Annotated in this window: 13 protein-coding genes; 6 read left to right on the top strand and 7 right to left on the bottom strand. The window is 66.3% G+C overall.

Going from position 1 to position 13,504, the window contains the following annotated elements:
- Positions 1-174: 174 nt before the first annotated feature.
- The gene (locus EYS21_RS17885) at positions 175-1,779 is read left to right on the top strand and encodes a flavin monoamine oxidase family protein (RefSeq protein WP_131134579.1); all 1,605 of its coding nucleotides are present in this window, start codon (positions 175-177) and stop codon (positions 1,777-1,779) included.
- Positions 1,776-2,501 (top strand): Rid family hydrolase, encoded by a 726-nt coding sequence (locus EYS21_RS17880; protein WP_242633483.1) that lies wholly within the window; start codon positions 1,776-1,778, stop codon positions 2,499-2,501. Before EYS21_RS17885 ends, EYS21_RS17880 begins: the two co-directional genes overlap by 4 nt.
- 161 nt (positions 2,502-2,662) lie before the next feature.
- Here EYS21_RS17880 and EYS21_RS17875 read toward each other — a convergent pair whose 3' ends face one another.
- Entirely contained in the window at positions 2,663-2,911 is a 249-nt protein-coding gene (locus tag EYS21_RS17875) for a hypothetical protein (RefSeq protein WP_131134578.1), read from the bottom strand.
- Positions 2,912-2,916: 5 nt separating this feature from the next.
- On the bottom strand, positions 2,917-3,171 hold the full coding sequence (locus tag EYS21_RS17870) for a hypothetical protein (protein ID WP_131134577.1): 255 nt from the start codon (positions 3,169-3,171) through the stop codon (positions 2,917-2,919).
- Positions 3,172-3,491: 320 nt separating this feature from the next.
- On the opposite strand from EYS21_RS17870, the gene EYS21_RS17865 reads away from it, so the two are divergent.
- Positions 3,492-4,169 carry a TetR/AcrR family transcriptional regulator C-terminal domain-containing protein gene (locus EYS21_RS17865; protein ID WP_131134576.1) on the top strand — a complete coding sequence of 226 codons (678 nt, stop codon included), beginning with the start codon at positions 3,492-3,494 and terminating at the stop codon, positions 4,167-4,169.
- Positions 4,170-4,210: 41 nt separating this feature from the next.
- Here EYS21_RS17865 and EYS21_RS17860 read toward each other — a convergent pair whose 3' ends face one another.
- A complete protein-coding gene (locus EYS21_RS17860; protein ID WP_131134575.1) occupies positions 4,211-4,675 on the bottom strand; it encodes a pyridoxamine 5'-phosphate oxidase family protein in 465 nt (154 codons plus the stop codon).
- A 178-nt stretch (positions 4,676-4,853) separates the two neighbouring features.
- Here EYS21_RS17860 and EYS21_RS17855 point away from each other — a divergent pair, with 178 nt between their 5' ends.
- Positions 4,854-6,431, top strand: a complete 1,578-nt coding sequence (locus EYS21_RS17855) for a glycoside hydrolase family 43 protein (RefSeq protein WP_131134574.1) — start codon at positions 4,854-4,856, stop codon at positions 6,429-6,431.
- A gap of 44 nt (positions 6,432-6,475) precedes the next feature.
- On the opposite strand, the gene EYS21_RS17850 is transcribed toward EYS21_RS17855, so the two are convergent.
- On the bottom strand, positions 6,476-7,516 hold the full coding sequence (locus EYS21_RS17850) for an NAD(P)-dependent alcohol dehydrogenase (RefSeq protein WP_131134573.1): 1,041 nt from the start codon (positions 7,514-7,516) through the stop codon (positions 6,476-6,478).
- 197 nt (positions 7,517-7,713) lie between these two features.
- Between EYS21_RS17850 and EYS21_RS23785 the strand changes: the two genes are divergently transcribed.
- On the top strand, positions 7,714-7,935 hold the full coding sequence (locus tag EYS21_RS23785; RefSeq protein WP_242633482.1) for a hypothetical protein: 222 nt from the start codon (positions 7,714-7,716) through the stop codon (positions 7,933-7,935).
- Positions 7,936-8,162: 227 nt separating this feature from the next.
- On the opposite strand, the gene EYS21_RS17840 is transcribed toward EYS21_RS23785, so the two are convergent.
- Positions 8,163-9,095, bottom strand: a complete 933-nt coding sequence (locus EYS21_RS17840; RefSeq protein ID WP_131134572.1) for an aminodeoxychorismate lyase — start codon at positions 9,093-9,095, stop codon at positions 8,163-8,165.
- 98 nt (positions 9,096-9,193) lie between these two features.
- Between EYS21_RS17840 and cls the strand changes: the two genes are divergently transcribed.
- Positions 9,194-10,666 carry a cardiolipin synthase gene (gene cls, locus EYS21_RS17835; RefSeq protein WP_131134639.1) on the top strand — a complete coding sequence of 491 codons (1,473 nt, stop codon included), beginning with the start codon at positions 9,194-9,196 and terminating at the stop codon, positions 10,664-10,666.
- 3 nt (positions 10,667-10,669) lie between these two features.
- Here the strand turns inward: cls and EYS21_RS17830 are convergent, their stop codons facing one another.
- Entirely contained in the window at positions 10,670-12,823 is a 2,154-nt protein-coding gene (locus EYS21_RS17830; RefSeq protein ID WP_131134571.1) for a chorismate-binding protein, read from the bottom strand.
- Entirely contained in the window at positions 12,820-13,380 is a 561-nt protein-coding gene (locus EYS21_RS17825) for a low molecular weight protein-tyrosine-phosphatase (protein ID WP_131134570.1), read from the bottom strand. The genes EYS21_RS17830 and EYS21_RS17825 overlap by 4 nt, the downstream gene beginning before the upstream one ends.
- Positions 13,381-13,504 lie beyond the last annotated feature (124 nt).

The following is a 13,504-nucleotide window of genomic DNA, read 5'->3' as shown; positions in this document are numbered from 1 at the left end:
TGCCATGGGCGCCGGCGGCGTGGAACGGGACGCGGGGTTCGCGTTTACCCAGCGTAAAGGCTGTTTACTTTACCGAAATATGAGCGCTACGGCCACGAAATTGTCACGCCATTTGACGAAACATTCACTCAATACGCTCCCTTTCGTAACGTCCGACAGAAAAGGGAAAACAACATGGCAAGTGCGACTCGCAGGAATTTCCTCCGCTACGTGGGCATGGTGGGTGGCGCCGGTGTGATGTACCAGACCATGGAGGCCATGGGCCTTGCGCCGGATTCGGCGACGCCGGCGTTCGCCGCTCCGCGGGCAGGCGACCTGAACGGGGCGGGGAAGTCGGTGGTGGTACTGGGTGGAGGCATCGCCGGGCTCACCACCGCCTATGAATTGGGCAAGGCGGGCTACAAAGTGACCATCCTGGAAGCCCGGATGAGGCCGGGCGGGCGCAACTGGACGGTCCGCGGCGGTACGGAGGAGACGGACCTCAACGGAATCACGCAGCGGGCGACGTTCACGAAGGACCAGTACATGAATGCCGGGCCGGGCCGGATTCCGCAGCACCACATCACCCTGGACTACTGCAAGGAGCTCGGCGTCGCCATCGAGCCCTTCACGAACCAGAACGCCGACGGCTACCTGTTCCGCGAAGGCAGCACCAAGCTGTCCAACACTCCGATCCGGCACCGTGCGGCCAAGGCGGACGTCTACGGGTATGTCTCCGAACTGCTGGCGAAGGCCACCGACCAGGGTTCCCTGGACAGCTACCTGAGCCCCGCGGACAAGGAAAACCTCATCTCCTTCCTGGGCAATTTCGGCGCCATCGGTGCCAAGGTCCCGGGTGACGCCGCTGCCAGTTTCAAATACTCGGGCAGCGGCAGGAAAGGCTACTCCGTCGCGCCGGGCGCCGGCCTGGAGGCGGGCACACCGTTGGCGCCTGACGCCCTGTCCGACGTGTTCGCCAGCGGCGTGGGCAACTACTTCTCGTTCGAATTCGGCTGGGACCAGGCCATGATGATGTTCCAGCCAGTGGGCGGGATGGACCGGATCCCTTATGCCTTCGAAGCCGCCATCGGGAAGGACAAGATTGTCTACGGCGCCAAGGTTCAGTCGCTGAACAACACCGCCGCGGGCGTTTCGGTGGATTACACCAACCCGGGCGGCCAGACCAAGACCCTGCAGGCCGATTTCGCGGTCTGCACGCTGCCGCCGCACCTTGCCGCCAAGATCCCGGGCAACCTGCCCGCCGATGTTATCGACGCCCTGAAGTTCGCCACCCCCAGCGACGCAGGCAAGATCGGCATCGAGTACTCGCGCCGGTGGTGGGAAGAGGACCACCGCATCTATGGCGGCATCACCAACACCAACATCGACCTGGGCAACATGTGGTACCCGTCCACCGGTTTCCACGGCCAGCGCGGCACCATGGTTGGCTACTACAACACCGGCGCCAGTGCCCGCATCTACCAGGCACTGCCGCCCGAAAAACGGCTCAGCCGCGCCCTCGACCAGGGCGCACGGATCCATGGTGACGTATACCGGAAGGACGTTGCGGCGTCGTTCTCCGTTGACTGGAAAAGCACGGCGTTCTCGGAAGGCGCGTGGGTTGGCTGGCCATCCCAGACCGACGCCAAATACGCCAAGCTGCTGGAACCCACCGGCAACATCTACTTCGCCGGTGACCACCTGAGCCACGCCATCGCCTGGCAGCACGGGGCCATGACCTCCGCCCGCGCGGCCGTCACCGCCCTGCACACCCGGGTGGCAGCGGCGGTGGCCGGTTGAGCCAGCTGCAGGAACACCACACCAGCAATTCCCCGAGTCCCGGAAAGAAGCCGATGATCCGCCGCACTTCCCTGATCGCCGCCGGCGTAGCCGGCCTTTGCCTCACTGCCACCGCCGCTTTTGCCGGGCCGGCAGTCTTCCAGGACCTCACCTCGCCCAAACCGGGAACCACCGTCTCCAACCTCCCGGCCGGCCAGGACAACCCGATGATCGCTTCAGGGGTGGCCATTGGGGCCAACACGGCCATCTACAAGACCAGCGGCCTCGGTCCCTCGGCCTTGAACACCGCAGCGCCCGCGGGCAGCGAGCAGCGGTACATCGACACGGCCGTTTTTCCGGGCGGGGTGCTGCCCGCGGGCGTGACCGTGACGGAGGCGCAGGGCATCAATGCCCTGCGCCGCATTGGTGAGAACCTCGCCCAGGCGGGGCTGGATTACGACGACGTCATCACCATGCGCGTCTTCCTCCAGAATGCTGCGGGTGCTGAGAAGGCCGACTTTGACGGCTGGAACCGCGCGTACCGGCAGTACTTCGCTAATACCAGCCTTGCCGACGGCGCGCCGGTCCAGGTCTCGCTGGGCACGGCCCCGGCTGCCGATCCGTTTGTGGTGAACCCGGCCAGGCCGTCGCGGTTCGCGCTGGAGATCGAGAACCTGCCGGTGAACGGCTGGCTGGTTGAAGTGGAGGTTGACGCGGCGTATCCCGCCGCCTCAGGGAAATAGCCCGCGTCAATAATTTCGGGGATGGAACGCAGAAGGGCCGGGGTGACCCCGGCCCTTCTTGTGCGTCAGCCAGCCGGTTGCCTGCGCCCGCTTACTCGGGACCGCGGGATGCCGGCGGGATGGATGCTGTTAAGCCGCGGCGGCGACTGTGGTGCGCGTGTTCATGAAGCAGCCAGGTGTGGCGCCCTTGCCAGCACGGCGGCTATGAGTTCCGAGGTGGTTGCCAGGACGCGGGAGCCCCGGCACTGCGAACAGCTGACGGCCGCAGCCAGGGTATTCCTGCGCGCATCCAGGACCACCACTGAGTCCACCGCCAGGTACGAATCGGTGTCACAGGCGGCGCACCACGGACGTCCTCCCCGCGGCTGAAGCGAGTCGCGGGGCAGGTAGGTGCAGGATGGTTTCTCCATCCGGCTCAGACCAGGCCGGGGTAGCTGGTCAGGATGTAGTCGGTAGCTGCCGGGCCCTTCATGCGCAGTCCATTGTGGTCGGGGTCGAGCCGGCGTGCCATGGCAGCCCAAAAGGTGGTTTCGGCGCGGGGCGCCCGCTGGTTGATGAAGCACCAGCTTGTGTAAAGGCCGTACAGGGGATCGCGGGCGAGCGCGAAATCAGAATCGCGGTCGCAGGTAGTGGCTTCGTGGAGGAATGTGTCGAACTGCGAATGTGCCATGGTTGGCTTCTCTTTCGCTGGGTGCATTCGGTGCCGCCGTTCGGCTACAGCAGCGCAGGCCTCAACGCCGTGCACTCGGGCGTTCAGGGGTTTTTCGTGCCTGGATGAGGGGCCGGGCAGGCTGAGAGGGTGGCTTGGCTGGCTTGTCTGGCCGGCAACACGGTCCCTTGTCTGAAACCCGTGGCAAACACTTGCTCTACGATGTAGACTTTACGCGTAGACTACGGATTAGGCAAGCGTCTTGATTTTCCGTCACCAGGCGGGGGCCCGACCACATAGGACGGAATGCCACGTCCGCCCGAAGAACTCGGAGATATGAAATGGCCAGCCAAAAACCACGGCTCACCAGGGAGCTGGTGCTGTCAGCAGCGCTGGAACTCGTGGATGACGAAGGCCTCGACGCGCTCACCATGCGCAGGCTGGGGCAGGTGCTTGAACGTGATCCGATGAGCCTCTACCGCTACGCCGAGAACCGTGCCGCACTGCTGGACGGGGTATCGGAACTGGTGCTCAATGAGCTGGCCATCTTCCCGAGCGATCCCGACTGGAAGGCCCAGCTCCGCCGCATCGCCCACGACCTGCGGCTACTGGCGCTCCGCCACCCCAACGTCATTCCCTTGCTGGTGACAAGGCCGCTGTCCACGCCACTGGGCATGCGGCCGCTGGGTACCGTGCGGCCCCTGGAACAGATCCTGGCGCTGCTCATTGACGCCGGCTTCGCCCCCACGGATGCCTTGCACGTGTACCGGGCTTACTACGGCTTCCTTTACGGCCACATCCTCAACGAGCTCCAGGAATACATTGTGGACCCGGAGGAAAACGAAGCCCTGCTGCGGCTTGGGCTGCACCGGCTGCCGGCCAAGGACTTCCCCCGGCTCCGGGCACTGGCGCCGGTACTGGCTGATTACGACGGCGAGGCGGAACTCGACCAGGGAATCACCATCCTGCTGTCCGGGCTTGAGGCACACCTGTACCGGGGGGTCCCCGCAACACCCTGACGGATGGCACGGCCGGCCACGCTTGCTGGCCCGCCCTGGGGCTACTCGAAAGAAGCGCGACGGCGGTCGGACAACCTCGTGTTCCAGACGTCCGGTTTGTTGACCTTGAAACGGCGCCCGGTCAGGGCCTGCGGGGTGAGCCGGACGTAGTGGTTTTTGGCGCCTGGGTGCCACGGCTCCAGGTTGAGGGCGTCCACAGTGGCCTTTTCCTGCGGGTCCTCGATCACGTCGATGTCGCCGCGGACCACCACGCTCCAGGCGGTTTCGGTATGCGGGTCATAGCCGTCAACTTCCAGGGCCGCCGGCTTCTCCGTCAGCGCGGCCCAGAGCTTGGTGACTCCGGCGGTGCGGAACACGAGGCTGCGGCGGTCAAGCACAAAATTCACGGGGAAGATCTCCGGATGGTCATCCACGATGACGGCGATCCGCCCCAGCGTTTCGTCAGCCAGCAACTCCCAGCACTCATCGAACGTCAGTTTGTCGTCAGGCACTTCAGTGGAGGTCATGAACCACACCTTACGGCTCTGCCCGCCGCACCAACAGAGTGATGGCGAGTGGGTTCCGCGCTCAAGCCACCTCTTCCAGTCAATGAAAAGACCGGTTCCCCGGAGGTGCGGTGGTCCCTAGGTTGGAATCTCCCGGCCTGGTGGCTCACCATAGGCCCCGATCCAGGGTGGACAGCGCATGACCGACGACGTTTTTGAGGACGCACTTTTGGCTTCTCCTCCCGCATCCGGCAAATCCGCTTCATTCCCTGCTTCGACCGCACCCGTCATCCCCGGTTTCTTTCCGGATCCGACCATCTGCCGCGCCGGTGACGACTACTACCTGGCGACCTCCAGCTTTGAGTACTTCCCCGGGGCTCCGGTGTTCCACAGCCGCGACCTTGTCACGTGGGAGCAGGTGGGAAACATCCTGACCCGGCGCTCCCAGTTCGCAGCCGGCGACAGGCGGCCCTCCGGCGGGATCTTCGGCTCCACGCTCCGGTACCACAACGGCACCTTCTGGTTCGTGACCACCAACATGAGCGAGTTCGGCGGCGGCCACCTGCTGCTGACGGCAGAGAACCCGGCCGGTCCGTGGAGCGATCCGGTACAGATTCCCGGAACGCTCGGCATCGACCCTGACCTTGCCTGGGACGCCGATGGAAACTGCTACCTGACCTGGGTGGGTTTCGGCCCGGCCGACAACGCATCCGGCATTGTCCAGGCCCGGCTGGATCCGCAGGCCGGCAAGCTGCTCGAACCGCCCCGGAAGGTGTGGCAGGGGACCGGGCTGGCGTTCCCCGAGGGGCCCCACCTGTACCGCGTCGGGGACTGGTGGTACCTGCTGCTGGCCGAGGGCGGCACCGAGCGTGGCCACGCGGTGTCGGTGAGCCGGAGCACCACTCCGGAGGGGCCGTTCGAGCCACACCCGCAGAATCCCATCTTCAGCCACCGGAGCACTGCTGCCGTGGCCCAGAACACCGGCCACGCTGATTTGGTGCAGGCAGCGTCGGGAGAATGGGCTGCGGTCTACCTGGGCGTGCGCCCCCGCGGCTCAGTCCCCGGCTACCACGTGCTGGGCAGGGAGACTTTCCTGGCGGGCATCCGGTGGGACCAGGGCTGGCCGGCGTTCGAGGAGGACCACTACCAGGTGCCCCGCGTGGATACGGCGTTCACCGACGATTTCCGCTCAGGGGAGCTGCACCTGCGCTGGATCGCGCCCGGGGAGGACCCGGCGTCGTTCACTTCACTGGAAGCCGAAGGCCTGCTGATCAGCGGAAGCGGCAATGGGGACCTTGCGCCACTGTTGGCCACGCGCGTCCGGGACGAGGCATGGACCGCGAGCGCCACGGTCCGTCCCCGGGGCGGCGCCACAGCCAGGTTCGAGCTGCGGGTCGATGCCTCGCACCGGTACGGCGTGGAAACGGACGGGCGCACTGTCCGCGCCGTTGCCCGGATCGGGCCGCTCCAGCAGGAGCTGGGTTCGGCCGCCTGCGGGCATGTCGACGGCGGGGCGTCGGCTGAGTGCCAGGTGCAGCTTGTGATCGTCAGCGGTGCAGCGCCCAATGCCGGGCTGCCCGGTAAGAATTACGGCCCGGACGAGGTCTCGCTGGGCTTCCAGCAGGACGGCCAGCTGACCGTCCTGGCCACGCTGGACGGCCGCTATCTGTCCACCGAAGTGGCCGGAGGGTTCACCGGCCGGGTCATGGGACTGTCCGTCCGGAATGGCAGCGCCGTCCTGGAGCGCTTCGACTACCGGGCCGGGGAACCCGCGTAACGCCCGCAGGTTCCCCGGCCACGCCCGAACTTTGCGCCTGATATTTACAGCGTGGAGGCGTCGATCACGAACCGGTAGCGAACGTCAGAGGCCAGGACACGCTCGTAGGCGTCGTTGATCTTGCTCGCCGGGATGACCTCGATTTCGGCGCCCAGGTTGTGCTCGGCGCAGAAATCGAGCATTTCCTGGGTCTCGCGGATGCCGCCGATCGCGGAGCCCGCGAAGGACCGGCGCCCCATGATCAGCGAGAAGACGTTGACCGGGAGCGGCTCGGCCGGGGCACCAACGTTCACCAGCGCGCCGTCGAGGGTCAGCAGCTGCAGGTAGGCGCTGATATCGATCGCTGCGCTGACCGTGTTGATGATCAGGTCGAAGGAGCCGGCCAGGTCCGGGAACGTGGTCTCGTCGCTGGTGGCGTAGAAGTGGTCCGCGCCCAGCTTCAGCCCGTCTTCCTGCTTTTTCAGGGACTGTGAGAGCACGGTGACCTCGGCGCCCATGGCGTGCGCGAGCTTGACGGCCATGTGGCCCAGGCCGCCAAGTCCGACGACGGCAACCTTCTTCCCGGGACCCGCACCCCAGTGCCGCAGCGGGGAGTACGTGGTGATTCCCGCGCACAGCAGGGGAGCGGCGACGTCGAGTTCGATGCCCTCGGGAATGGTGACGACGAAGTCTTCGGTCACCACGACGTGGGTGGAGTATCCGCCCTGCGTGATGGTGCCGTCGCGGTCCACGGCGCCGTATGTGCCGGTCATACCGTTGAGGCAGTACTGCTCCTCACCCTTTTTGCAGTTGACGCATTCGCGGCAGGAATTGACCATGCAGCCGACGCCCACGCGGTCGCCGACGGCGTGCCTGGTGACGGCGGAACCGATCTCGGTGACGATGCCGGCGATTTCGTGGCCGGGGGCGAGCGGGTACTGCTGGGGCCCCCAGTCGCCGCGGACGGTGTGGATGTCCGAGTGGCAGATGCCGGCGAACCTGATCTCGATCAGGACGTCATGCGCGCCGACGTCGCGGCGTTCGACGGTGGTGGGGATGAGGTCGCCCGTTGCGGACGGGGCGGCGTAGGCATTGGCGGTAAGCATGGTTCTCCGTAAGTTGGGTAGGGGATCGGTTGGTTGGGTGGAAGATGTGGGAGCGGTATTGCTACTTATCCAGCAAACCCCCTACTGTATCCGCGCGGAAGGCCCTGCTGGTACAGGTACTGACAGACCCTCCCACGGGAACGCAGGGCGCCCTAGCGTTGAAGGGCCACGGTCCACAGCCACGATCAAGGAGAATTTTGGAAATCCAGCCAAAAACCCCCAGCAACAAGAGGCCCGCCGAAATGTTCACCGGTGATGTCTGGTTCGACGTCATCGCCCGGGGCGAAGAGCCCTCGCAGCTGCGCGTGAACATGGTCCGGTTCGGCCCCGGCGCCCACACCGCCTGGCACACCCACGCCAACGGACAGACCCTGCACGTGACCGAGGGCCTGGGCCTGGTCCAGTCCCGCGGCGGCTAGGTCATCGAAGTCCGGCCCGGCGACACGATCTACACACCCCCGGGGGAGTGGCACTGGCACGGCGCGGCACCGGAGCACTTTATGAGCCACCTCGCCATGTGGGAGGCGCTGGGCGAGGGGCAGGATGGCCCGGAAACCCAGTGGGGCAGCCACGTCACCGGGCAGGAGTACCCCGGAACGCCCTAACCCGGAACGTACTGGCGCCGGGTATAGCCTGGAAAGCAGCCCTACTTAATCCCGGCGAAAAGCTCGTTCAGTTCGGCGGTCAGCTGCTTCTGGATGGCAGGCGTGCCGATTTCCTTGCCGTCGATGTGGTTCACGGGCGCGAGCAGCCGGATGCTGGAAATGAGCCAGACGGCGTCTGCGTCCAGGAGGTCCTGCGGTTCCAGCGGGCCGTAGCCGAGTTCCCAGCCTGCTGCCTTCGCGGCAGTGAAAAGCGCCCCCTGGGACGTCCCGGGAAGGATGCCGCTGTCCAGTTGCGGCGTGATGAGCCGCTTGACCTGGCGCGCGCCGTCGTCGGACGTTTCCAGGTGCGCCAGCAGCACAGTGGACGTTGGACCCTCCAGGACCCGGCCGTCCGAGGACGTGAAGATGACGTCGTCAGCACCCTGTTTGTGCGCGTGCCGCAGCGCGGCCATGTTGACCGCATAGGACAGGGTCTTCGCGCCCATCAGCAGCCACGGGGCGCGCTCGGCCACGTCACTGTCGTAGCCGCGGTCCAGGAGGATAACGTCGATGCCGGTTTCGCGCTGGCGGCGGGCAACCGCGCCGACGGGAGAGACCTGGACCCAGCAGGTGGGGGATGAGGCGCCCTCCACCCCGCGGGTGACCACGAGCTTGACCACCAGCTCGTCCTCCGAGGGGGCGGGCGCGGGATGCTGCGCCCGGTGGTCCGCCACACCTGTTTCGATGGCTGCACGCCACTGGTCCTGGTTCGGAATCACCAGGTCCAGCGCCTCCGCGGAACCCTCCAGCCGGTCCAGGTGCGCCTGGAGCTTCCGTACTTTTCCGCCCACTGCCAGCATGGTCTCGAACACGCCGTCACCACGGGTGGCCCCCTGATCGGTGACCATCAGCTGGGGCTGCGAGGCATCAGCGAGGCGGCCGGCCGGGAACGCGGGGTCCAGGAAAACGAGCACCACGGAAGCAGGAGAAGTCATGGCTCCAGCTTAGTCCGGCCGCCCGCGGCTAAGCTGTGGTCAACGCCTTGGCCGGAAACCGTCCGGAGGGCGCACACAGTCCGGGGGTTTTCGAAGTGTTGTGGCCGTTTTCGCTAGCCGGTACGGTGCCGGGCTGGGTGACCCTGCTGCTGGCCGCCGCCGACCTCGTGATCCGGGTGGCAGCCCTGGGCATCATCCCCGGCAACCGGCGCCCCACCACCGCCATGGCCTGGCTGCTGGTCATCTTCTTTGTCCCGTTCGTGGGCCTGGTTTTGTTCCTGCTGTTCGGCAACTTCAAGCTTTCCAGCCGCCGCCGCCAGCAGCAGGAGACCGTCAATGCCCGGGTGCGGTCCGGCATCTCGGCGCTCGCCGACGTCGAAAGCGAATACAAGGGACCGGAATGGGTCACCTCCGCCGGTGAACTTAACCGCAGGCTGGGCTCCCTCCCCATGGTGGACGGCAACTCTGTGGACCTGATTCCCGGCTATCCGGACTCGATGCTCGCCATGACCGAGGCTGTGCGCAAGGCGAAAACGTTCGTCAACGCCGAGTTCTACATCATGAGCACGGATCACATCACCAACGACCTGCTCACCGCGCTGGAAGAGGCTGCAGAGCGGGGCGTGGAAGTCCGGGTGCTGTTCGACCACATCGGCACCCTGCGGGTCAAGGGCTACCGCAACCTGCTCAAGCGGCTGAGATCGGGCAAGATCCAGTGGAAGCGCATGCTGCCGCTGCTTCCCATCCACGGCCAGTGGCGCCGCCCGGACCTGCGCAACCACCGCAAGATCATGGTGATCGACGGCGAACTCGCCTTCACCGGATCACAGAACCTGATCGAGCCCTCCTACAACAACCCCAAGCACCGCAAGGCCGGCCGCGAATGGGTGGAGCTCATGGCCTGCCTGCGCGGTCCCATCGTCACCACGCTCAACGTCGTTTTCGCCACTGACTGGCTCAGCGAGACCGACGAGTCCCTGGAACACCAGCTGCAGCTGCCGGCCAATCCCTCCCCTGGTAGGGTCACCGCCCAGGTGGTTCCCAGCGGCCCGGGGTTCATCACCGAAAACAACCTGCGGCTCTTCACCACCCTGATCTACTCCGCCCAGCACCGGATCTCCATCTGCAGCCCCTACTTTGTGCCGGACGATTCGCTGCTTTATGCCATCACCACGGCCGCGCAGCGCGGCGTGGACGTGGAACTGTTCGTCTCCGAGAAGGGCGACCAGTTCCTGGTGCACCACGCACAGCAGTCCTACTACGAGGCGCTGCTGGAGGCCGGGGTGAAGATCTACCTCTACAGGGCCCCGTTTGTGCTCCATGCCAAGCACTTCACCATTGACGACGAAGTGGCCGTCCTGGGCTCAAGCAACATGGACATGCGCTCCTTCTCGCTGAACATGGAGGTGTCCGTGATGCTCCTGGGCGCGGATATTGTCAATGACATGCGTGCGGTGGAGAACACGTACCGGGACATTTCCCACGAGCTCAAGCTGGAGGACTGGCTGAACCGGCCGCTCGCAGCCCGCTACATCGACAACGTCGCCAGGCTGACCGCGACGGTCCAGTAGGCCCTAGCCTTCGGGGAACTCCGAACCCAGGGTGGACAGTACGCCGAAGGCCTTGACCCGGATTTCCTCGTATTCCTCGTCCGGAAAAGAGTCCGAGGTGATGGCGCCGCCGATGCCGAGCGTCAGTTCCGCCGTGGGCCCGCTGCCGTCCCCGTCCGCGGTGCCGCTCCCGTCACCGGTGCCGGAACCGGTGTTGATCACCAGGGTGCGGATAGCCACGGCCAGGTCAGTTGCGCCATTGAGCGAGAAGTAGCCGATCGCCCCGGAGTAGAGGCCGCGGGGCCCCTGCTCCAGCCGGTCCAGGATGGCCATGGTGCTGATCTTGGGGGCGCCGGTCATGGAGCCCGCCGGGAAGCACGCCGCCACGGCCTCGGCCCGCGGCGAGCCGGGAAGGAGTTTCGCGTCGATGGTGCTGACCATCTGGTGCACCGTGGCGTAGCTTTCGATTGCGCACAGCCTGCTGACCGTGACGGATCCGGGTTCCGCGAAGTGGCTGAGGTCGTTGCGCAGCAGGTCCACGATCATGATGTTCTCGGCCCGGTCCTTCAGCGAGCTTTCCAGGTCGCGGCGCAGCTGGGCGTCCAGTGCCGGATCTGAGGCCCGGCGGCGGGTGCCCTTGATCGGCTCGGCGCGCATGCCGCCGTCGGAGGCTATTTTGAGGAACCGTTCCGGCGACGTACTGGCCACTGTCAACCCGCCGAACCGCAGGTAGCTGGCGAACGGCGCCGGATTCCTCCGGCGCAAGGCCAGATACGTGCTCCACGGCGCCGCCTCCGCCGCGGGCACGCGCGCCGAAAGCATGGTGGTGAGGCAGACCTCGTAAGAGTTTCCGTCGCCGATTTCGTGCTGGGCGGCCAGGATCTTGTGCTTGTACTCCGGCTCGTTATCGCGGCTGCTGAACACCGGCGGACGTACGACGGCGGTGCTGCCGCCGGCCGGGTCCGCCGTCCCGCCAAAGTGCTGGGCCGCTGCCGGTGCTGGTGCGTCGGGGGCTGTTGCTTCCGCAGTTGCGGCCGCGGCCAGTACGGTGCTCCGTGCCGCTTCCAGCCAGCCGTCCGTGTCCGGTGCCTCCAGGGCGAGCAGCCAGGCGGCGCCCTCGGCGTGGTCCAGGACCACGGCCCGGCCAGCGAAGATCAGGGCAGCATCCGGGGTTGTTGCGGCGACATCCGTGCCGCCGGTTTCGCGCTTGAGCTCATAACCCAGGCACCCCAGCCAGCCAAGGGCGAAGTCGCAGGGATAACCCTCCGGAGTGCGGACCGCCCGGCGCCCCCAGACCGTGTCCAGCCAGCGGAAGAAAGGACCCGGCACCCGGGCGGTGGCGCAGCCGGCGGCGATTTGGCTCTCGCCTGACCGGTGCGTGACTGTCTGGCCGAACACGCCGCCGTCGTCCGCCAGGATGCTGAAGCGGCTGCGCTCGGCGGCGGGGGACTTTTCAATCGGCTGCGTGGTGGGGGCGTTGGAGGAGTCCAGCCAGACGGCATTGGCCGAGCCGCCGTACAGCCCGGCGAAGAGTTCGGCCGCGTCCGGGCGGCACTCCATCCGTTCCGCACGGAGCCGGAGGCCACGGCGGGCGGACAGCTCAGGGACCAGGGCAGGTGCCAGCGAGGGCAGGTAGGTCAGGAGCTGCAGGACATCGGCGGGGGCCGCGCCGTCCGCCTGGTTCAGCACGCGGATGTCCGCGTGGCCCGGGACGTCGTCGCCGGCGAGCCAGGCGTCCTCCTGGGCCGCCCACTGGTCCCAGAACGGCTCGTAGGTTCCGCCGTCACGGTCCAGCGCCCGCGTCCGGCGGACGTCGTCCGGCGAGTCGGCCCAGATCACTGCGCTGAGCAGGGGCCGGGCTCCGGCTGCTGCGGCGCCCACTCCCTCGATGATCACGATCTCGGCGGGCAGCGTGACCCGGGTGTCGCCGTCGTAATGTTTTTCCCAGTCCCAGCTGGTCCAGGTGGCGCGTTCGCCATGGCTCAGGGGCGTCAGGACGGTGGAGACATATCGCTCGATGCCGGCGGCGAGGCCGTTCCAGCCGGGGTAGATGTCCTCGAGGTGGAAGAGCGCCACCTTGTGGTGGTTCCGCAGCCGGGCGGCAAGTTCGATGGCAAGAGTGGTTTTCCCTGCGCCGGATCGCCCGTCGATGGCGATGATCACAGGTGCGGGGGTCATGAAATAGAGCGTACCTGCTGATGCTCGTGCGGCCGGTGCCAACCGTCATTGCCGACGACGGACCGGACGTGCTCAATGATCCCCGGCAGGGCCGCGTGGATCTGGTGCCACACGGCATCGAAGTCAGCCTGGCCGCCGTACCAGGGGTCCTCGATGCCCTGGTCCAGCAGGTCCTTGCGTGCCAATGCCGGGTCGAAGCTGCGCAGCATGCGGACTTTGTCCATGGCTTCCTGGTCCGGAGCGTATTCGCGCAGCCACGCGTAGTGGTCGACATCCAGGGCGAGGATCAGGTCCCGCTCACGGAACCAGCCGGCCTGCCATTCGCGGGCGATGTGCCGGTCCGAAGTGAGTTGCGTGGCCGCGAGCCGGCGGGCCGCCCTCGGGTCGATGGGACGTCCGGCCTCGTAGCCCGTGGTCCCGGCGGAGTCGACCGCTACGGTGGCGCCGAGCCCCTCCGCTTCCAGTGCCGCGGCCAGCATTAGCTCGGCCATGGGTGACCGGCAGATGTTTCCGGTGCAGACGGCAATGATCCGGTATGGGCTCGACGATGAGTTCATGGTGCTAAGCATGCTTGATACCGCCGCTCTTGGCTAGCGGGTTTGCGGGATGTTTCACCGATTCGTAAAGAGAATTGCATAACCCGTCACATTACGGTTGCAGCTGTTCATTTTGGGCCGTTGG

Origin of the sequence: Arthrobacter sp. S39 (genome assembly GCF_004320525.1) — a bacterium.
GTDB lineage: Bacteria > Actinomycetota > Actinomycetes > Actinomycetales > Micrococcaceae > Arthrobacter.
Note: the sequence above shows the minus strand (reverse complement) of the source record. Positions and strands in the feature narration are given on the sequence as shown.